Consider the following 19,019-nt stretch of genomic DNA (forward strand, 5'->3'; position numbering starts at 1 on the left):
ACAATTTCGCACCCCGGGCCTGCCGACGCAAACTGACTCAGGCCGTTCCACGTCGTCGCGGGCCGTCAGAGGTGAGGCCATTGAGACAACGCCTCGGCGCCGTCCGGAGGTTCCCCCACGTTCTCTACCAGGCGCGACAGCCTCCGGCGGCCACTGATTCGCAGCGCCGGCCGGGAGCCCCGGGTGCCGATCAGAGTGGGTGCGATGCCGACCCGCATCATGGCCGACGCCAGCGCCGTGTGGGTGTCCGGCGCGTGCGGATCGAGGCCGAGCAGATAGCGGTCGTCCTCCGGGGTGCCTGAGGCCAACGTCCAGGCCCGCAGCTCGCGTGGGCCGGGTAGCCACTGCGGCGGGACGGTCTTGACCGCGCCACGGGTCCATTCGGCGGCGATGGCGACCAACCGGGGGTCCGGCGCCGTGCGCACCAGCGGATTGTTCTCGTCGGTGCGGGCGATCTCCGAGGTCAGCCCGACCTCGTCGATCATCTCGGCCAGCGCCTCGGCCCGCCACGACCGGTCCACGACGATGGACAGCCGAGCGGCCTGGCCGCCGGCGGCACCGGACAGCACGACCTGCCCCGGCGCGGCCAGCAAGCCCGTCAGGTCGGCGACAGCCGGCGGTACCGACTCTGCCGAGAAGAACGACAGCTGGCTCACGCATCGACAGTAAGGCAGTCCGGTGCCGTCGATGCGCGCGCCGGGCCGCCAGGACGAGAAAACCCCCCGGCTGTCCGCTGACGGACGTGCCGAGGGGTGTTTCTCAGTCGGTGATCAGACTGCGCGAACGCCGGTCGCCTGGGGCCCCTTGGGGCTCTGGCCGACCTCGAACTCGACCTTCTGGTTCTCTTCCAGCGTGCGGAAGCCCGAACCCTGGATCTCCGTGTAGTGGACAAAGACATCGGCGGAGCCGTCCTCGGGAGCGATAAAGCCGAAGCCCTTCTCCGCGTTGAACCACTTCACAGTTCCCTGTGGCATCTCTCGTACTTTCCTTCTGTTATACCGGGTGCGGCCCGCCGACTTCCGGCGCACCGGGCCCGTTCCGACCGCCATACCTCGTGGAGTCGTCGGAACTTGACCCGACTCACAACCTCGCAGGAACCGCGATCGCAACGTCGATCCTGCGAGTGTTGGAACACGAACACAGAAGCTGCGACCGCCATCAGTCAATCACGTTTCTGGCCAGCCGCAACAGTCCCGGCGCAGTTCCGTGGGGAACAATTCAACTGATGGCTGACGGCCGGTATCCGGCGGGTTGTCCCAGGGGTGGTCGAGGAGGGCTGACGGTGGCGGATCGGGGGTCGGACTTCGGCCGCGAACTGCTCGCCTGCGCGGTGGAGGGCACACCCCCCAACGAGCACCCGCTGCGTCACGTCGCGGATCTGCCGCCGCGCCGGGGCAGGACTGAGGAGTGGCCGTCGTGGGCCGAGCCGGACGTGGTGAAGGCGTTCGTCGATCGCGGCATCTCGGCGCCGTGGTCGCATCAGGCCGCGGCCGCCGACCTCGCCCACGGCGGGCGCCACGTGGTGCTGAGTACGGGCACCGCGTCGGGCAAGTCGCTGGCCTATCAATTGCCGATCCTGTCGACGATGGCCGTCGACCGCCGGGCGCGGGCGCTGTACCTGTCGCCGACCAAGGCGCTCGGCCACGACCAGTTGCGCACGGCGCAGGCGCTCACCGACGCGGTGCCCGCCCTTCGGGACGTGGCGCCGTCGTCCTACGACGGTGACAGCCCGACCGAGGTGCGCCGATTCGCGCGGGAACGCTCGCGGTGGATCTTCTCCAACCCCGACATGATCCATCTCTCGCTGCTGCGCAACCATGCCCGCTGGGCGGTCTTCCTGCGTCATCTGCGATTCATCGTGGTCGACGAATGCCACTACTACCGCGGCATCTTCGGTTCCAACGTGGCGATGGTGCTGCGCAGGCTGCTGCGGCTGTGCACCCGTTATCACGCCAGCCCGACCGTCATCTTCGCCAGCGCCACCACCGCCGCCCCGGCCGCCACCGCGGCCGAGCTGATCGGCGAGACGGTGACCGAGGTGACCGATGACGGCTCGCCGCACGGCGCCCGCACGGTGGCGCTGTGGGAGCCGGCGCTGCGCACCGATCTGGTCGGCGAGAACGGTGCTCCGGTGCGGCGGGCCGCGGGCGCCGAGGCGGCGCGGGTGATGGCCGATTTGATCGCCGAGGGTGCGCGCACGCTGACCTTCGTACGGTCACGGCGCGGCGCCGAACTCACCGCACTGGCCGCCCGCGCCAGGCTGGAGGACGTCGCGCCCGAGTTGGCCGGCCTGGTGGCCTCCTACCGCGCGGGCTACCTGTCGGAGGACCGGCGCGAACTGGAACGGGCCCTTGCCGAGGGCGAACTGCGTGGCATGGCCACCACCAACGCACTCGAGCTCGGCGTCGACATCGCCGGCCTCGACGCGGTGGTGCTCGCGGGGTTCCCGGGCACCGTCACGTCGTTCTGGCAGCAGGCCGGGCGGTCCGGGCGGCGCGGTCAGGGCGCGCTGATCGTGCTGGTCGCGCGGGACGACCCGCTGGACACCTACCTCGTGCACCACCCGGAGGCGCTGCTCGACAAGCCGATCGAGCGGGTGGTCATCGACCCGGCCAACCCGTTCGTGCTGGGTCCTCAGCTGTTGTGCGCGGCGACCGAACTGCCCCTGACCGATGCCGAGGTGCGGATGTGGAACGCGGAGTCGGTGGCGGCGGCGCTCGTCGACGACGGGCTGCTGCGCCGGCGGCCTGCGGGCTACTTCCCTGTGCCCGGCATCGACCCGCACCCGGCGGTCGACATCAGGGGGTCCTCCGGCGGCCAGATCGCGATCCTGGAGGCGGGCACGGGCCGGATGCTGGGCAGTGCGGACGCAGGCCGGGCGCCGGCGACGGTGCATCCGGGCGCGGTCTATCTGCACCAGGGTGAGAGCTTCGTCGTCGACTCGCTGGACTTTGAGGACGGGGTGGCGTTCGTGCACGCCGAGGACCCCGGCTACACCACTTTCGCCCGGGAACTGACCGACATCACGGTCACCGGTGAGGGCGAGCGGTTGTCGTACGGCCCGGTGACCGTCGGACGGGTCCCGGTGTGCGTGAGCAACACCGTCGTCGGTTACCTGCGGCGGCGGCTCACCGGAGAGGTGATCGACTTTGTCGAACTCGATATGCCCACACGGTCGCTGGACACCATGGCAGTGATGTGCACGATCACACCGGAAGCGTTGCAGCGCAGCGGGATCGAGATGCTGCGGGTGCCGGGCTCACTGCATGCGGCCGAACACGCGGCGATCGGGTTGCTGCCGCTGGTGGCCAGCTGCGACCGCGGCGACATCGGCGGGGTGTCGACGGCGGTGGGGCCGGTCGACGGGCTGCCCGCGATCTTCGTCTACGACGGCTATCCCGGCGGTGCGGGCTTCGCCGACCGCGGTTTCCGCCGGCTCGCCACGTGGTGGGGTGCGACGGCCTCGGCCATCGAGGCGTGTGAATGCCCGCAGGGCTGCCCGTCGTGCGTGCAATCGCCGAAGTGCGGAAACGGCAATGATCCGCTGGACAAGGCGGGGGCGGTGCGCGTGCTGCGTCTGGTGCTCGAGGAGTTGGCAGCCGGTCGAGGGGAATCCGCGAGGCGCTCGTAGTCGCTGACGGCGTGGTGACGACCGACCCCTCGACGGTCGACTCCACGGGGTCAAGGCGAATGGCGGTGTCCCGGGCATGCCGGTCACACAGACGCTGCGACGAACGGTCGGACAACGCGATCCGTTCCAAGCCCCGGAAGCTGGGCGCGAACCGAAAAATACCTTGTCCCCGTATATGCGTGCAACTCATGCGCCACGGTTTGAGGGCGCTCGCAAGCTGACGGCCGTCAAGTGACGACGGATTCCGTCGGCGGTTGCTGCGCGTCGGCCGGCGAGTGCCCCTGGCTAAAATCACAGCCATGAGCCACGACTGGCTGCTCGTGGAGACCCTGGGTGACGAGCCCGTCGTGGTCGCGCGTGGCCGCCAGACCAAGAATCTGGTGCCGATCAGCGCTTTTCTGCGACGAAATCCGCACCTGATGGCGGTGCAGAGTGCCATTGGTGAGACGGTCCGGGTCGGCAAGGGCCTGAGCAGCATCACCCCCAAACACGACCGCGTGATCCGCACCGAGGTGGTGCAGATGTCCGACGGGCGGATCCACGGGGTGCACGTGTGGATCGGACCGCCCGACGAGGAACCCCCGGAGCGGCCGCTGCCCGGGCCGTTGACGTGGGACCTGTCCAGCGGGGTCGCGACGGATACCAAGCAGTCGCTGATCAACAGCGGCCGCGACGCCGACAACGAGGACACCCACGGCCGGGCGTTCGCCGAGGACCTGCCGATGCGCGACCTCAATGCCGACGAGACGAAGGTGCTGTCGCTGGCGATCAAGCCCGAGCCCGGCCGGACGCTGTGCAGCACGTGGGACGTCACGGACTTCCGCGGCGAGCAGATCACGGTCGGCTTCGCTGCGCGGGCGGTGCTGGAGGACGGCGAGGACGGCAAAGAACGGCTGATCTGCCGGGCGATGAACTGGCGCGGCGAGCGGGACAGCCCGGTGACGCCGCCCGACTACCTGGCGCAGCGGATCCTCAATGGCCTGGCCCAGCCCGGCGTGCACCGGGCGCTGGTCGATTTGGAGTCGTGGAAGCTGCTCAAGTGGCTCGACGAGCCCGCCGACTTCTACGACTGGCGCACCAGCGAGGTGCACCCCGACGACGCGGCGCACATGGACCAGATGACGCGGGAGTTCACCACCGGCACCACCGTCGCGGTGCTGCGTCTCAAGGCCGTCGACGGCCAGTGGGCGCCGGTGCACATGACGATCAACCGGATCGAACTCGAACCGGGGACGTTCGCCGGTCTGATCGCGTTGCGGCGGGCCACATCCGAGGAAGTCGCCGCGGCCGGGCTGCCCATCGCCGATTGATCGGCGGGTCCGGCGCGCGCCACCGCCCGCGCCGGGCCGACCCGCCACGCGCCCAGCGCCACCGCGGCGTCGACGGTGACCAGCACGTCGAGGCCGTGCACCGCGCAGTCGGTGAGCGCAGTGTCCATTGCCGTCGCGATGCGCGACGCGGCGACGCAGGCCGCGTCGCCACCCGCGGGCAACATGCCCGCGGCCGCCAGCGACGCGAGGTCCGCGGCGGCCTGGGCGCGGTGCCGGGCGATCACCGCCGCACCGACATAGAGGGCCGCGCCGGTGACGGCGATCAGCACCGCGATCGCCACCACCGCGACCAGAGTCGCCGACCCGTCGTCAAGGCCCGCCGGGTTCGGCCGCCGAGACCGCCTCGGCGGTGACGGTGACGCCCGGCAGCAGCACCGGGCGTGCGGTGACCCGCGCGACCACCAGGTCGCCGTCGCGGCGCACCTCGACGCCCGCTCCGTCGGGCCCGATGCGGCGAGCGATGTCCGACGCCGAGCGGTCGTCGCCGCGCGCGGCCAGCCGCGCCGCCTCACGCGCTGCGTCGAGGCAGCGCACCTGCATCGCCACGGCGGACACGCCCGCCGCACACAGCACCAGTACCGCGACCACGGCGGCGATGGCGAACGCCGCCTCCACGGTGACCGCACCCGCCTCGCCACCACACCGGCCGGCTAGACGTTGGTGTTCAGCGCGCGGCTGATGATGTTGGTGAGCGCGCTGACGATGGAGTCGCCGGTGACGACCGTGTACAGGATCGCGCCGAACGCCGCGGCGGCAATCGTGCCGATCGCATACTCGACTGTCGACATCCCCTCCTCGTCGATCACCAGCAGCGTCGCCCGAACCTGTAGATCGCGAATCATGTTCTCCAGCATCGTTTCCCCTTCTTGGATCACCATCGGCATCCGTGGCCGGTCCACGCACCGCCGTCGTCACAGCACGCCCGTCTGCAGGACGTCGCCGGCCAGTCCGGCCACCACGGGCACGATGCCCAGGCACAGGAAGGCCGGCAGGTAACACAGCCCCAGCGGAGCGGCGATGAGCACCGAGGCCCGCTCGGCGGCCGCGCCGGCGGCATCGGCCGCTGCGCTCCGCGACTCGACAGCCAGTTCGGCGACGCCCTGGGCGAGGGCGGCACCCGACGACGCCGACCGTCGCGCCAGTCGAAGCAGCGCCCTCGTGTGCGGATCGGGTTCGGCGCCGGGGTGCGACCAGGCTGTCGCCGGATCGGCGCCGAGCGCCAGGAGATCCGACGCCCGGGTGAGGACGGCCGCCAGCGTGGGCGGTGCGGTCGGCGCTGTGGCCGCCGCGGCGGTCGACACCGCCATACCCGACGACAGACACGCCGCGAGCACGTCGAACGCCGATGCCGCCGCGAGTGGGTCGGCCGTGGGGCTCGACGAGGCGTGACGCCGTGGGGTGCGCGGCGCCGCGACACCCGCACGGACGCGGACCCGCAGCGGATCGGCCGCAATCAAGACGGCGACCGCGAGCAGCATCGCCGCCCAGCTCACGCGACGACCCCGGCGGTGATGCGGTCCGACCACAGCAGGCCCGCGCAGCCCAGCGAGACCCCGACCACCAGCAGCCAGCCGCCCGTCCCACCGGACAGCAGGAAGCGGACGGGCTCGGCGCCGATCAGCTGGCCGAGGCCGATGCCGAGAACGGGCAGACAGGCCAGCATCGTCGCGGTGGTGCGCGCGCCGGCCATACCGGCGTTCACCCGTGCCGAGAACCGTTGCCGCTCAGCGACATCGCGCTGGGCAGCCCGCATCAGCGTGCCGATGGCGAGACCGTGTGTCTGCGCCAGCCGCCAGCTGACCGCGACGCGTTCCCAGTGCCCGGGCAGCGACGAGCGGGCGGCGACGCTGCGCAGTCCGGCGGCGACGTCGGCGCCGAGACGGGCCCGGGCCGCCACTGCACGAAGCGCGGGTGCCACTGCCTCGTCCGCCTCCGAGGCCGCGACCCCGAACGCGGCGACAGGGTGAGCACCGGCCCGTAGTTCACCGGCGAGCACGTCCAGCGCCGCCTGCAGCGCAGCAGATTCCGCGACCCGCAGGCGCTGGGCGCCGCGCCGGCGACGACGGAGCACCAGCGTCCCGCCCACGATCGCCCCTGCGATGGCCACCGTGACGGGGACGAGCATCGCGATCGCGGCCGCAGCCACCGCGAGACACCACGCCGGCCGGACGCGCCGCGGACCGACCGGCCGGGCGCGCAGCGCCACCAACCGCCGCCGCGGTGACACCGGCGCGATCAGCACGGCTGCCGCCAGCGCGAGCGCCGCCGCCGTCACGCTCTCCCCCGCCCGTCGACGAGCTGACGCAACCGCGCTGCGCCGCTACCGAATCCGGAGTCGACTCGCCACGCGGACTCGGCTCGGACCCGGCCGTCGTCGGCCGACTGCAGGACGGCGATCTCGGTCAGCCGGCGAGTACCGGAGCGGTCACGGCCGACATGCAGCAGCACCTGGACGGCCGCCGCCAGCTGACTGTGCAGCGCGGCCCGGTCGAGCCCGCCGAGAGCGCCGAGCGCCTCGAGCCGGGCGGGGACCTCGGCCGGATTGTTCGCGTGCACGGTGCCCGCGCCTCCGTCGTGGCCGGTGTTCAGTGCCGCGAGCAGGTCGACGACCTCGGCCCCGCGGACCTCGCCGACCACGATCCGGTCCGGCCGCATCCGTAGTGCCTGGCGGACCAGGTCGCGCAGGGTGACCTCGCCGACGCCCTCCACGTTCGCGCACCGGGCGACCAGATTCACCAGATGCGGGTGGTGTGGGGCGAGTTCCGCGGCGTCCTCGACGCAGACGATCCGCTCCTCGGCGGCGACCGCCCCGAGCATCGCCGCCAGCAACGTCGTCTTGCCCGCGCCGGTGCCGCCGGAGACCAGGAAGGCCAGCCGGGCGTCGATGACGTCGCGCAGCAGCGCGGCCGCGGGCGCGGCGATGGCGCCGGTCTCCGTCAGCGCCGCGAGGTCCTGCGTCGCGGGGCGAAGCACCCGCAGCGACAGGCACGTGCCCCCGGCGGCGATCGGCGGCAGCACGGCATGCAGCCGGACGGTGAACCGCCCCGCGCCGAGGCCGGACAGCTGACCGTCGACCCACGGCTGCGCCTCGTCGAGCCTACGGCCCGCGGCCAGTGCCAGCCGCTGCGCCAGCCGGCGCACCGCCGCGTCGTCGGCGAAGCGGACAGCGCTGCGCCGCAATCCCTTTCCGTCGTCGACCCACACCGCGTCGGGTGCGGTGACGAGCACGTCGGTGGTGCCCTCCGCGCAGAGCAGCGGCTCCAGGATGCCCGCACCGGTCAGCTCGGTCTGCAGCAGCCGCAGATTGCGCAGCACCTCGGTGTCACCGAGCACGCCCCCGGACTCCGCACGGATGGCGGCGGCGACCACAGTGGGGTGCAGTGGGCCCGACTCCGTCGCCAGCCGTTCACGGACCCGGTCGAGCAGCGAGGCCGTCATGCCGCCTCCGCCGCCGGGTGGTGGTGCAGCACAGCGAGAACCCGGCCGGCGGCGACGGCCAGCGGCGACCGGCGGTTCAGCCGCAGCGCACCCTGCTCGAGTCGCTCGGCCACGCCTGGCTGCGGCCGCATCGCCGAGAGCAGCGGCAGACCGGCTGCCCGCGCGACCTCCCGTGGCCGCAGGCCGCCGGGCGCCGGACCGCGCACGACCACCCCGACGTTCGGGTTCATCCCCGTCAGCCAGGGCGTGACGGCCGCCGCCGCCGCGCACGCCCGCACGTCGGCGGTGACCACGAGCACCACCAGATCCGCGGCGTCCAGCACCACCTCGACGGCGGCGGTCGGACGGCGTGGCACGTCGCAGATCACGGTCGCGCCACCACGACAGCCGGCATCGACGACCGCCGCGAGCGCCGCGGCGTCGATCTCGGTTCCGGCCCGGCCACTCGAGAGCACGCTGACGCCGTTCGAACGCGGCAGCGCCTCGCGCAGCGCCGGGAAGTCGAGGCGGCCACCCTCGAGTGAGAGGTCCGACCACCGCAGGCCCGGTTGCGATTCGGCGCCCAGCACCATGTCGATGCCGCCACTCCACGGGTCGGCGTCGACGAGCAGGGCGTCCGGCGCGACGTGCGCCAGCGCCGCCGCGAACAGCGAGGCACCGGCCCCGCCGCGGCCGGCCATCACAGCGATCGCCGTTCCGCGGCGGGTGTCGCCGCGGCGCGATTCGGCGGCGTCGGCGAGCTCGGCGGCCAGCGCCCGGTCCTGCGCGGGCAGCGTGATCACATGCTGGGCCCCGACGGAGATGGCGGCCTGCCAATCGCCTTCCTGCGGATCTGCCCGCCCGATCAGGACGACCCGGCCCCGGCGCGGCAGTGCGCGCTGCGCGCACCGGCGGGCGCTCGGCGTGTCGAGCAGCACGGCCGCCGCGGCGGTCCACGCCTTGCGCGACGACGGCTCACCTGCGTGCACCACGGTCACGCCTGCCGCGGCGGCGACGCGGTCGACGTCGTCACGCAGGGACGGATCGGTCAGCAGCGCAAGCACCCCGGTCGTCGTGGTCACGACCTCAGCATCGGGCGCGGAGCTACGGCGCCGCCATCGCAATTGCACCGAATGTGGATGAACTGGCAACTGTGGACAACGTGGGGCTGCCGTCACGGCGCGGTCCGGATATTTACGCGGAGGACGCCGTCGGGCGAAAGAAGAGTTGTCCTGAATGCGAAAGGACCGGAAAAAGGGACGACCCCCGCCAGGGGGGGAGGAGGCGGAGGTCGTCGTGTATCAGCCCCGGGGGGTCGGGCTGATACACACCCGGCATAAGCCGAGTAATGCTCACTATACACACGGATCTGCCGAGGATGGCAAGTAGTGCTTGCCCGGGAAACAACCAGATAGGAGGAAAATTTGCAGTCACAGTCAGCTGTCTAGATCTGCCAATTCACACACTCATCCGAATAGTGACGCAGTCGGGCCTTTATGCTGGCGATGTGACCGCATCCGAGCGGTCCGCAGAGCCGGCGACGGCTGCGCGGGCCGAGCCCGAAAGCGACCGCCCGGTGCGTACCGCAGCCTTCTTCGATCTGGACAAGACGGTGATCGCGAAGTCATCCACGCTCGCGTTCAGCAAACCTTTCTTCGATCAGGGCCTGATCAACCGGCGCGCGGTGCTCAAGTCCACCTACGCCCAGTTCCTGTTCATGATGTCCGGTGCCGACCATGAACAGATGGACCGGATGCGCTCCTACGTCACCACGATGTGCGCCGGATGGGATGTCGAGCAGATCAAGTCGATCGTCGGGGAGACACTGCACGACATCGTCGACCCACTGGTGTTCGCCGAGGCCGCCGACCTGATCGCCGACCACAAACTGTGCGGCCGCGACGTGGTGGTGGTGTCGGCTTCCGGTGAGGAGATCGTCGCGCCCATCGCCCGGGCGCTCGGCGCGACGCACGCGATGGCCACCCGAATGGTGGTGGAGGACGGCCGCTACACCGGTGAGATCGCCTTCTACTGCTACGGCGAGGGCAAGGTCGAGGCGATCAAGGCGCTCGCCGCACGCGAGGGTTACGCGCTCGAGCACTGCTATGCCTACTCCGACTCGGCGACCGACGTGCCGATGCTGGAGACCGTCGGCCACCCGGCCGTGGTGAACCCCGACCGCACGCTGCGCCGGGAGGCCGCGAGCCGCGGGTGGCCGGTGCTGACGTTCACCCGGCCGGTGTCTCTGCGCGACCGGATACCCGCGCCGTCGGGCGCCGCGGTCGCCACCACCGCCGTGGTGGGGATGAGCGCGCTGGCCGCAGGCGCACTGACGTACTCCCTGTTGCGCCGCTTCGCGCTCTGACACGCACACACCGCAAAGAATCGCCGCGCACCGCTACGCCGTGTAGTAGCTGGACGCGAGGCGTAACGATCCGGAATCGCCGAGAATCAGCCCTTGATGTGACGCTGGTCACGGAGTACAAAGGAAGGCACGGAAGCCCGGAGAGGCCAAGACCCAGTCGGAAGAGAAGGCTGGATCTCCCGAACCAGGCTACCCAGCACGGATCCCGGCACCCACGCGGAGCACATGCCGCGAAATAGGCAAAAGTGTTGCGGGCCTGCGTAATAGCGAGAAGCGGACGACCACGACGACTCCTTGGGTGGGGTTGCAGGCGAAGCGCATCGCCAAGACGCCGAGGCCAACCCACGCAGCCATACCGAGCACGCTTGGTAACCGGTCTCCGTGCTAGCGGGCGGCGAGCCGAACTCTGTTCGGAGCGCCGCCCGCTTCATTTTGCTGGCAGCCCTCCGGCGCGCCGCTACCCCGACGCCCCGGCAGCGATCTGCAGCGCCTCCCGCGCCCCCGCGTGCAAACCGGTGCAGTGCAACACGAGCCAGGCCGTCAGCCCGTCGGGCGTGCCCGAGGAGAACCCGCGCGCGGCCGCCCGGTAGTCGCCGGATCGGCGCATCCAGTACACCTCCGGTACGCCTAGCCCGTGCGGGTCGAGGCCGGTGGCGATGGTGACCAGTCGCGCCACCCCGCGCGCGACCACCCCGTCGGCGGACCCGAACGGCGCCAGCGTGAGCAGCTCGCCGTGCGCGACGGCGGCGAGCACCGGCGCGGGCACCTTCGATCCGCCGGTGAGCACGCCGGCCAGCAGTTCGAGCCGTGGTCCGACCTCCGGGTCCGCCCGCGGACGGCCCAGGTGCTCGTCGTCGGTGAGGTCGGCCGCGGCCAGCGAGTGCAGCCGCGCCAGCGCCTGCAGCGGTGCCCGCTGCCACACCCCGACCAGGGTGGTGGCGCCCCCTTCCAGCGCCTCGGACACGCGCAGCGCACCCGCGAGTACCGGGTCGGGCTCGCCGTCCTCGGCGATCGCCAGCGCGCCGCCGTCGAGCACCGCGGACGCGCGGGCTGACCGCACGGCGGCCTCGGCGGCGGTGGCCGGCCAGCCGCGCAGATTCGTGCGGTGCCGATGCGCCCGCCCGAGCGCCTCGCGGGCCTCCTCGGCGGCCTCCGCGACGCCCGGAAGTGCGGCCAGCGGCGCCAGCGGATCGCGTGCCCCTGTCATGGCAGCCCACGCTAGCCGACCGTTGACCTACCGTTCCGCGACGCTCGGCGCGCCGGATCCGCCGCCCGCAGCCGAGGATGTGAGGTCAGCCCGTGAGCGGCGCGTGTGGTGACTACGCTCACACCTATGTCCGAGACGCACACCGACATTCCCTCCGCCTACCCGCCGCCCGACGAGTTCGCCGCGCAGGCGAATGCGACCGACGAGCTGTACCGCGACGCCGAAGCCGACCGGTTGGCGTTCTGGGCGACGCAGGCCGAGCGGCTGTCGTGGGACACCGCGTTCGACGAGGTGCTGGACTGGTCGGAGGCCCCGGTCGCGAAGTGGTTCGTCGGCGGCAAGCTCAACGTCGCCTACAACTGCGTCGACCGCCATGTCGAGGCCGGCAACGGCGACCGGGTCGCAATCCATTGGGAGGGTGAGCCGGTCGGCGATCAGCGGACCATCACCTACGCCGAACTCAAGGACGAGGTGTGCAAGGCGGCGAACGCGCTGACCGATCTCGGGTTGTCCGCCGGCGACCGGGTGGCGATCTACATGCCGATGGTGCCCGAGGCGATCGTCGCGATGCTGGCGTGCGCCCGGCTGGGCGTGATGCACTCGGTCGTGTTCGCCGGCTACTCCGCGTCTGCCCTGAGGGCGCGCATCGAGGACGCCGAGGCGAAGATCGTCATCACCACCGACGGGCAGTACCGCCGCGGCAAGGCAGCGTCGCTCAAGGAAGCCGTGGACGAGGCCGTCGAGGGCGAGACCACCGTCACCAACGTTCTGGTGGTGCGCCGCACCGGGATCGACGTCGAGTGGACCGAAGGTCGCGACCTGTGGTGGGACGAGGTCGTCGATCGCGCGTCCACCGACCACGCCTACGAGGCGTTCGACGCCGAACACCCGCTGTTCCTGCTCTACACCTCGGGCACGACCGGCAAGCCCAAGGGCATCATGCACACGACCGGCGGCTACCTGACGCAGTCGTCGTACACCCACTACAACGTCTTCGACGTCAAGCCCGAGACCGACGTCTACTGGTGCACCGCCGACATCGGCTGGGTGACCGGGCACACCTACATCGTGTACGGCCCGCTGTCGAACGGCGTGACGCAGGTGGTCTATGAGGGCACGCCCACGTCACCGACCGAGCACCGGCACTTCGAGGTCATCGAAAAGTACGGCGTGACAATCTATTACACGGCGCCGACCCTGGTCCGCACGTTCATGAAGCTGGGCAGGCAGATCGCCGCCGAGCACGACCTGTCGAGCCTGCGCCTGTTGGGCTCGGTGGGCGAGCCGATCAACCCCGAGGCGTGGCGCTGGTACCGCACGGTGTTCGGTGCCGACAAGACGCCGATCGTCGACACGTGGTGGCAGACCGAGACCGGCGCCATCATGATCTCGCCGCTGCCCGGCGTCACCGACGCCAAGCCGGGTTCGGCCATGACGCCGCTGCCGGGCATCTCGGCCAAGATCGTCGACGACGACGGCAACCAGCTAGAGCCGGGCACCGATCACGGCGAGCAGGCCAACGGCTACCTGGTGCTCGACAAGCCGTGGCCGTCGATGCTGCGCGGCATCTGGGGTGACTCGGAGCGGTTCAAGGAGACCTACTGGTCGCGGTTCGCCGAACAGGGCTGGTACTTCGCCGGTGACGGCGCCCGGTACGGCAAGGACGGCGAGATCTGGGTGCTCGGCCGTATCGACGACGTCATGAACATCTCCGGGCACCGCATCTCGACCGCCGAGGTCGAGTCGGCACTCGTCGGGCACTCGGGCGTTGCCGAGGCTGCCGTCGTGGGCGCGACCGACGAGCAGACCGGTCAGGCCATCTGCGCGTTCGTCATCCTGAAGGCCAGCGCCAAGGGTGGCGCCGAGGACATGGTCGACGAGCTGCGCGCCGAGGTGGCCAAGGAGATCTCGCCGATCGCCCGGCCGCGCGAGATCCACGTGGTGCCCGAGCTGCCCAAGACCCGCAGCGGCAAGATCATGCGCCGGTTGCTGCGCGACGTCGCCGAGGGTCGCGAACTCGGCGACACCTCGACGCTGGTGGACCCCAGCGTCTTCGAGGCGATCCGAGCCAGCAAGTAGCTCGAAGGAGTCAGGCCGCTCGGGCGCCCACCGGGACGAACCCGGAGCCCGGCCGGTTCTTGCTGACGATGTCGGCGAGTTGGGCGTTGATCGACATCGTGACGGCCGGGGTGTGCAACGGGATGTACTGCACGACGCATGTCGGCAGGCCCTGGGTGAAGGCGCCGTGGATCATGCCGACCAGCTTGTTGTTCACGGTGACCGGTGCCCCGGAGTCACCGGGCTGACCACACACCTGGTTGACGATGGTGCCGGGGTCCTCCCCCGGGCCCCACGTCACCCCGCACGACTGGCCGGTGGTGCGGCCCAGCTTGCAGGCGATCTCGCCGAACGCCGGGTCGGGGCCGATGCCGTCGATCTGGAAGCCGTTGACGTTGTTGGTCGGCGTCACCTTGGCCGGATCGAACTCGATCACGGCGTAGTCGAGCGCCTCGTTGCCGGCGACCATGGTGCCCACGACTCCCGCCGCCTCGACTCCCTCGACGCCCACGGTGGCGCCCGGCCCGCCGCAGTGTGCGGAGGTGAATCCGACCAGAGCGCCGCGGTTGTCGTTGCCGATCGCGGTGAGCGTGCACAGCGACTCACCGTTGACCACGATGCCTGAGCCGCCCCCGAGCACCACCGGGGACTGGGCCTGCGCCGGTACCGCCGCTGCGGCCAGTGCGAGCACGGCGGTGATCACCACGACGAAAACGTGGCGGCGGTGTCTGGAGTACAAACCAATCCCCTGTCGATGCGGCCCGACCCGCCAACGCTGCTGAACTGACACCAGTCTATGGCGGCCGGGATCGTTTAGCCGGTCACAGCATGGCAACATGAAGCGCGACCGAGAATCAAAGCGCAGAGGATGTCACCGTGAGCGACCGCAAGAACGGCGTGCCCACCACCGTCGCCTCGATCCCCCTGGTGGATCCGCACGCGCCGAAGCCCGACCCGTCCATCGGCGACCTGGTCAAGGACGCCACCTCCCAGGTGTCGACGCTGGTGCGCGCCGAGGTCGAGCTGGCCAAGGCGGAGATCACCCGCGACGTCAAGAAGGGGCTCACCGGCAGCGTCTTCTTCATCCTCGCTCTGGTCGTGCTGTTCTACTCCACGTTCTTCTTCTTCTTCTTCGTCGCCGAACTGCTCGACACCTGGATCTGGCGCTGGGCCGCCTTCCTCATCGTCTTCGGGATCATGGTGCTGGTCACCGGGGTGCTGGCGCTGTTCGGATACCTCAAGGTGCGCCGCATCCGCGGACCGCAGAAGACGATCGAGTCGGTCAAGGAGACCCGCGAGGCGCTCACCCCCGGACACGACAAGAATCCGGCCAAGGCGCTCACATCTCCGAACGGTCAGCCGACCACCGACCCGTCGGGCTGGTAGTGCCCCGCCGCCGCGGCGGCGACGTCCGGCCCCCGCCTGATCCGTCGGTCACCAGGATCGACGGCCCGTGGCGGCATCTCGAGGTGCACGCCAACGGCATCCGGTTCCATGTCGTGGAAGCCGACGACGCGGCACCGTCACCGGTGCCGATGAGCGAGCGGCCGCTGGTGATCCTGCTGCACGGCTTCGGCTGCTTCTGGTGGTCATGGCGCCATCAACTCCGGGGTCTGACCGGGGCCCGTGTCGTCGCGGTGGACCTGCGCGGATACGGCGGCAGCGACAAGCCTCCGCGCGGCTACGACGGCTGGACGCTGGCCGGCGACACCGCAGGCCTGGTGCGGGCGCTCGGCCACAAGAACGCCACGCTCGTCGGCCACGCCGACGGCGGGCTGGTGTGCTGGGCGACGGCCGTGCTGCATCCGCGGGCGGTGCGGGCGATCGCGGTGGTCAGCTCGCCGCATCCGGTGGCGCTGCGCAGTTCGGCGATGCGGCGCCGCGACCAGGGCCGCGCGCTGCTGCCCTCGATGCTGAGCTACCAGGTGCCGGTGTGGCCGGAACGGTCGCTGACCCGTCACGACGCCGACGAACTCGAAGCGTTGGTGCGTCGCCGTTCCGCCGCCCACTGGCAGACGTCGGAGGATTTCGCGGAGACCGTCACCCACCTGCGCCGCGCCATCCAGATCCCATCGGCGGCCCACTCGGCGCTGGAGTACCAGCGCTGGGCGGTGCGCAGTCAGCTGCGCGGTGAGGGCAGGCGGTTCATGCGTTCGATGAAGCGCCCGATCGCCGTGCCCGTACTGCATCTGCGCGGCGATGCCGATCCCTATGTGCTGGCCGACCCGGTGTACCGCACGCAGCGGTACGCCCCGCACGGCCGGTACGTATCCATCGCCGGCGCAGGGCACTTCGCCCACGAGGAGGCGCCGGAAGAGGTCAACGAACAGCTGTCGCGCTTCCTGGCGCAGGTCTACGGGACCTGACGGGTCAGCCGACGCAGGCGCCGGTGGTCACCGGCGCGGTGTTGTTCACGTTCATCAGCTGACGCGCGATCTCGCTGTAGCGCAACACGAATCCGGTGTCGGGATCGTCGACGGCAGCGCCGAAGACCACGCCGAGCACCCGGCCTTCGCGGTCGATCATCGGGCCACCGGAGTTGCCCTGCCGCACCTGTCCTCTGATCGTGTAGACGTGCCGCGACACGGTCGACTTCTGGTAGATGTCGGGGCCGTTCAGCTCGATCCGCTCGCGCACCCGTGCAGCGGTCGGGGTGAAGTCGCCACCACCGGGATAGCCCAGCACCACCGCGTCGGTGCCGTCGGGGGCGTCCTCGGTGACGAACTCGAGCGCCGGTGCGGGCAGGTCGGGCACGTCGAGGATGGAGATGTCGGCGGCCGGGTCGTAGGACACCACGAACGCCTCGTACTCCTGCCCGCCTGCGTCGACGGTGACGGTCTCGGAGCCGGCGACCACGTGCGCGTTCGACATCACCCGGCCGGGTGAGATCACGAATCCGCTGCCCTCGAGCACCTTCTGGCAGCCCGGCGCGAACCCGCGGATCTTCACGACGCTGGGCTTGACCCGCTCCACCACCGGATCGGTGATCAGCGCGACGTCGGGGGCCTCGACGTCCGCGATCGGGGTGCGGCCGAACGGCTGCCACACGTTCGGCAGGCCGGAGGTGTTGAGCAGCGCCTTGAGCCGGCCGGGCACCGTCCGCAGCTGCTCCGGGACCACCTGGTCGACTTCGGTCCACACCTTGGAACCGGTGACCGCCGAGACCAGCTTCGGCTGGTCCGAGGACTGCACGAGGAAGCCGAGCATCCAGGCCGCCAGCAGCACCGCGACCAGCTGGAGGCTGGAACCGACCACCGAGTCGAAGAGGCGCATCGGGCCGTTGCGGATCGCGCTGCGGACCGCCCGGCCGAGCACCACGCCGGCGATCTCGCCGATCACCACCAGCGCCAGGATCAGGAACAGGGTGACGAACAGCTTCTGGCGGGGGCCGGGGAACGCCTCGACGAGGTGGGGAGCCAGCAGCACGCCGGCCACCGCGCCGAGCACGACGCCGAGCAACGCCATCAGCGACCCGAGTGCACCGGAGCGCCAGCCGGAGACGGCTGCGACGAACGCGATGCCCAGGATGGCGAGGTCGAGCCACTGTGACGAAGTCATGATTGGCCTTCACCGTAGCCGTCGGCGGCGCCGTCGTGGTCTCCGACAAGCGCCATCGCTTCGTCGAGTTCGCGGACGTCGTCGGTGTTCCACGGCTCCGCCCACCCGGCGACGTCGAGGATCGCCGAGACGACCTGCCCGGTGAAGCCCCACACCAGCATCTCGTTCAGCAGGAACGCCGGCCCGGAGAACCGCCGGGTGTTGGCCTGGCGGTACACCATCAGCCGGTTCTGCGGATTGACGAACGCGCGCAGCGGGACCCGGGCCACCACCGCGGTCTCCGACTCGTCGACCACGGTCACCCGGCCGGGGTCCGGGGAGTAGGCCAGCACCGGGACGACGTGGAAGCCCGAGGGCGGGATGAACATCTTGTCGAGGGTGACCAGCGGGGTGATCCGGGCGGTGTCGATGCCGGTCTCCTCGGTGGCCTCCCGGAACGCCGTGCCGACCGGGCCGTCGTCGCCGGGATCGGTGGCGCCGCCGGGGAAGGCGGCCTGGCCGGCGTGGTGACGCAGCGTGGACGCCCGGACGGTCAGCAGCAGGTCGGCGTCGTCGGGCAGTCCGCCCGCCGGGTGGTCCTGCGGACCGGAGAACAGCACGAGCACGGCGGCGTCGCGTTTGGATCCCGTCAGAGTCGCGGCGGCATTGGCCGCGGTGATGGTGGCGAGGACGTCGGCCGGGACGCGCCTGCGGTACGCGCTGGGCACCCGGCCCACGTTGTCGACGAGCGGGCGCAGCCAGCCGGGCGCGGCATCAGGGCGCAGCACACCCTGGTCGCGCGCGGTGCTCACCCCGGCCCTCCTCCTGTCTCCCGGCCGATCACCGGGTCCACCGCCGCCGCGATCTCGTCGGCGTCGGCGAAGGATCTGGGCAGGATTTCGGCAACGCTACCGTCCCTGCGCAGCACCACCGTTGCGGGCATGACGTTGGGCACGCGCAGGGCCGCCGCGACGAGTCGGCGGCCGTCCTGCAGGGTCGGTAGGTGCACGCCGAGCTCGGCGAGGCGCAACAACGCCGCCGTCTCGTTCTCGTCCTGGTGCACGGTCAGGACCGTCACCCGGTCGCCGGCGCGCCGCTGGTATTCGGCCATGGCGGGCAGCTCGTCGGCGCACGGCCCGCACCAGTACGCCCAGAGGTTGAGCACCACCGTGCGACCGGCGAGCGCGGCGGCGACGTCGACCGGCATGCCGTCGCCCGCGCATTCGAGGGTGACGCCCCGCAGCGGAGCCGGGCCGGGCGACCCGGACGGCGCCGGACAGGGCCTCAGGTCGGCGCGCGATCGCGGACCGGCGAGGGCCTCTGCGGTGTCGGCGTCCCGGCGGTCCCGGGCCGCCGCGGGACCGGCACCGGGCGCGGTGTCGTCGTCCTGCAGTTGCAGCCACAGCGCGCCGATGAGTGCCGCGACGACGACGAGCACCACGACGGTCCAGCGGGTCGACGTGCTCACGGTAA

Annotated in this window: 19 protein-coding genes and 1 pseudogene; 6 read left to right on the forward strand and 14 right to left on the reverse strand. The window is 71.1% G+C overall.

From position 1 onward, the window contains the following. Positions 1 to 65: 65 nt before the first annotated feature. Positions 66 to 656: a hypothetical protein gene (locus tag AB0K11_RS12125; protein ID WP_364976365.1), complete on the reverse strand. Its 591-nt coding sequence runs from the start codon at positions 654 to 656 to the stop codon at positions 66 to 68. Positions 657 to 770: 114 nt separating this feature from the next. Further along, positions 771 to 974 carry a cold-shock protein gene (locus tag AB0K11_RS12130; RefSeq protein ID WP_006243848.1) on the reverse strand — a complete coding sequence of 68 codons (204 nt, stop codon included), beginning with the start codon at positions 972 to 974 and terminating at the stop codon, positions 771 to 773. A 308-nt stretch (positions 975 to 1,282) separates the two neighbouring features. Here AB0K11_RS12130 and AB0K11_RS12135 point away from each other — a divergent pair, with 308 nt between their 5' ends. Beyond that, the gene (locus AB0K11_RS12135) at positions 1,283 to 3,631 is read left to right on the forward strand and encodes a DEAD/DEAH box helicase (RefSeq protein WP_364976373.1); all 2,349 of its coding nucleotides are present in this window, start codon (positions 1,283 to 1,285) and stop codon (positions 3,629 to 3,631) included. A 299-nt stretch (positions 3,632 to 3,930) separates the two neighbouring features. After that, positions 3,931 to 4,941 carry a PAS domain-containing protein gene (locus AB0K11_RS12140; protein ID WP_364976376.1) on the forward strand — a complete coding sequence of 337 codons (1,011 nt, stop codon included), beginning with the start codon at positions 3,931 to 3,933 and terminating at the stop codon, positions 4,939 to 4,941. A gap of 65 nt (positions 4,942 to 5,006) precedes the next feature. Here AB0K11_RS12140 and AB0K11_RS12145 read toward each other — a convergent pair. The 7 genes and pseudogenes from AB0K11_RS12145 to ssd form a co-directional block, all read right to left on the reverse strand. Further along, positions 5,007 to 5,246: pseudogene (locus tag AB0K11_RS12145) on the reverse strand (Rv3654c family TadE-like protein); the annotation flags it as partial. Positions 5,247 to 5,271: 25 nt separating this feature from the next. After that, positions 5,272 to 5,577: a TadE family type IV pilus minor pilin gene (locus tag AB0K11_RS12150; RefSeq protein WP_364976379.1), complete on the reverse strand. Its 306-nt coding sequence runs from the start codon at positions 5,575 to 5,577 to the stop codon at positions 5,272 to 5,274. A gap of 35 nt (positions 5,578 to 5,612) precedes the next feature. Beyond that, on the reverse strand, positions 5,613 to 5,816 hold the full coding sequence (locus AB0K11_RS12155) for a DUF4244 domain-containing protein (RefSeq protein WP_364976786.1): 204 nt from the start codon (positions 5,814 to 5,816) through the stop codon (positions 5,613 to 5,615). A 57-nt stretch (positions 5,817 to 5,873) separates the two neighbouring features. Continuing rightward, entirely contained in the window at positions 5,874 to 6,455 is a 582-nt protein-coding gene (locus tag AB0K11_RS12160) for a type II secretion system F family protein (protein WP_364976382.1), read from the reverse strand. Then, positions 6,452 to 7,237: a type II secretion system F family protein gene (locus AB0K11_RS12165; protein ID WP_364976384.1), complete on the reverse strand. Its 786-nt coding sequence runs from the start codon at positions 7,235 to 7,237 to the stop codon at positions 6,452 to 6,454. The genes AB0K11_RS12160 and AB0K11_RS12165 overlap by 4 nt, the downstream gene beginning before the upstream one ends. Continuing rightward, complete coding sequence (locus AB0K11_RS12170) at positions 7,234 to 8,400, reverse strand: TadA family conjugal transfer-associated ATPase (RefSeq protein WP_364976386.1); 1,167 nt, start codon at positions 8,398 to 8,400, stop codon at positions 7,234 to 7,236. Before AB0K11_RS12170 ends, AB0K11_RS12165 begins: the two co-directional genes overlap by 4 nt. Continuing rightward, entirely contained in the window at positions 8,397 to 9,461 is a 1,065-nt protein-coding gene (ssd, locus tag AB0K11_RS12175; protein ID WP_364976388.1) for a septum site-determining protein Ssd, read from the reverse strand. The genes AB0K11_RS12170 and ssd overlap by 4 nt, the downstream gene beginning before the upstream one ends. Before the next feature lie 425 nt (positions 9,462 to 9,886). On the opposite strand from ssd, the gene AB0K11_RS12180 reads away from it, so the two are divergent. Next, positions 9,887 to 10,744 (forward strand): HAD-IB family hydrolase, encoded by an 858-nt coding sequence (locus tag AB0K11_RS12180; RefSeq protein ID WP_364976390.1) that lies wholly within the window; start codon positions 9,887 to 9,889, stop codon positions 10,742 to 10,744. 457 nt (positions 10,745 to 11,201) lie between these two features. Here the strand turns inward: AB0K11_RS12180 and AB0K11_RS12185 are convergent, their stop codons facing one another. Further along, positions 11,202 to 11,951: an oxidoreductase gene (locus AB0K11_RS12185; RefSeq protein ID WP_364976392.1), complete on the reverse strand. Its 750-nt coding sequence runs from the start codon at positions 11,949 to 11,951 to the stop codon at positions 11,202 to 11,204. Between the two features lie 126 nt (positions 11,952 to 12,077). Here AB0K11_RS12185 and acs point away from each other — a divergent pair, with 126 nt between their 5' ends. Continuing rightward, positions 12,078 to 14,030, forward strand: coding sequence for an acetate--CoA ligase (gene acs / locus AB0K11_RS12190; RefSeq protein ID WP_364976394.1), 1,953 nt, complete (start codon positions 12,078 to 12,080; stop codon positions 14,028 to 14,030). Between the two features lie 10 nt (positions 14,031 to 14,040). Here acs and AB0K11_RS12195 read toward each other — a convergent pair whose 3' ends face one another. Further along, positions 14,041 to 14,715 carry a serine protease gene (locus AB0K11_RS12195; RefSeq protein WP_364976396.1) on the reverse strand — a complete coding sequence of 225 codons (675 nt, stop codon included), beginning with the start codon at positions 14,713 to 14,715 and terminating at the stop codon, positions 14,041 to 14,043. Positions 14,716 to 14,885: 170 nt separating this feature from the next. Here AB0K11_RS12195 and AB0K11_RS12200 point away from each other — a divergent pair, with 170 nt between their 5' ends. Together AB0K11_RS12200 and AB0K11_RS12205 are read left to right on the forward strand one after the other, a co-directional pair. After that, positions 14,886 to 15,395: a phage holin family protein gene (locus AB0K11_RS12200; RefSeq protein WP_364976399.1), complete on the forward strand. Its 510-nt coding sequence runs from the start codon at positions 14,886 to 14,888 to the stop codon at positions 15,393 to 15,395. Continuing rightward, positions 15,395 to 16,375: an alpha/beta hydrolase gene (locus AB0K11_RS12205; protein WP_364976402.1), complete on the forward strand. Its 981-nt coding sequence runs from the start codon at positions 15,395 to 15,397 to the stop codon at positions 16,373 to 16,375. Before AB0K11_RS12200 ends, AB0K11_RS12205 begins: the two co-directional genes overlap by 1 nt. Positions 16,376 to 16,379: 4 nt before the next feature. Here the strand turns inward: AB0K11_RS12205 and marP are convergent, their stop codons facing one another. The 3 genes from marP to AB0K11_RS12220 are packed head-to-tail and all read right to left on the reverse strand — an operon-like array spanning position 16,380 to position 19,014. Next, positions 16,380 to 17,567: an acid resistance serine protease MarP gene (gene marP, locus AB0K11_RS12210; protein WP_364976405.1), complete on the reverse strand. Its 1,188-nt coding sequence runs from the start codon at positions 17,565 to 17,567 to the stop codon at positions 16,380 to 16,382. After that, entirely contained in the window at positions 17,564 to 18,358 is a 795-nt protein-coding gene (locus tag AB0K11_RS12215; RefSeq protein WP_364976408.1) for a CoA pyrophosphatase, read from the reverse strand. The genes marP and AB0K11_RS12215 overlap by 4 nt, the downstream gene beginning before the upstream one ends. Then, complete coding sequence (locus AB0K11_RS12220) at positions 18,355 to 19,014, reverse strand: TlpA disulfide reductase family protein (protein WP_364976410.1); 660 nt, start codon at positions 19,012 to 19,014, stop codon at positions 18,355 to 18,357. Before AB0K11_RS12220 ends, AB0K11_RS12215 begins: the two co-directional genes overlap by 4 nt. Between the last annotated feature and the right edge of the window lie 5 nt (positions 19,015 to 19,019).

Origin of the sequence: Mycobacterium sp. NPDC050551, assembly GCF_040674075.1 — a bacterium.
In the GTDB taxonomy this organism is placed as follows: Bacteria; Actinomycetota; Actinomycetes; order Mycobacteriales; family Mycobacteriaceae; genus Mycobacterium.

What these genes read in the sequence shown, in the direction of transcription:
- AB0K11_RS12130 (WP_006243848.1), bottom strand. Translation starts at nt 974, where the DNA reads ATGCCACAGGGAACTGTGAAGTGGTTCAACGCGGAGAAGGGCTTCGGC.
- AB0K11_RS12140 (WP_364976376.1), top strand. Translation starts at nt 3,931, where the DNA reads ATGAGCCACGACTGGCTGCTCGTGGAGACCCTGGGTGACGAGCCCGTC.
- AB0K11_RS12155 (WP_364976786.1), bottom strand. Translation starts at nt 5,816, where the DNA reads ATGCTGGAGAACATGATTCGCGATCTACAGGTTCGGGCGACGCTGCTG.
- AB0K11_RS12170 (WP_364976386.1), bottom strand. Translation starts at nt 8,400, where the DNA reads ATGACGGCCTCGCTGCTCGACCGGGTCCGTGAACGGCTGGCGACGGAG.
- AB0K11_RS12185 (WP_364976392.1), bottom strand. Translation starts at nt 11,951, where the DNA reads ATGACAGGGGCACGCGATCCGCTGGCGCCGCTGGCCGCACTTCCGGGC.
- acs (WP_364976394.1), top strand. Translation starts at nt 12,078, where the DNA reads ATGTCCGAGACGCACACCGACATTCCCTCCGCCTACCCGCCGCCCGAC.
- marP (WP_364976405.1), bottom strand. Translation starts at nt 17,567, where the DNA reads ATGACTTCGTCACAGTGGCTCGACCTCGCCATCCTGGGCATCGCGTTC.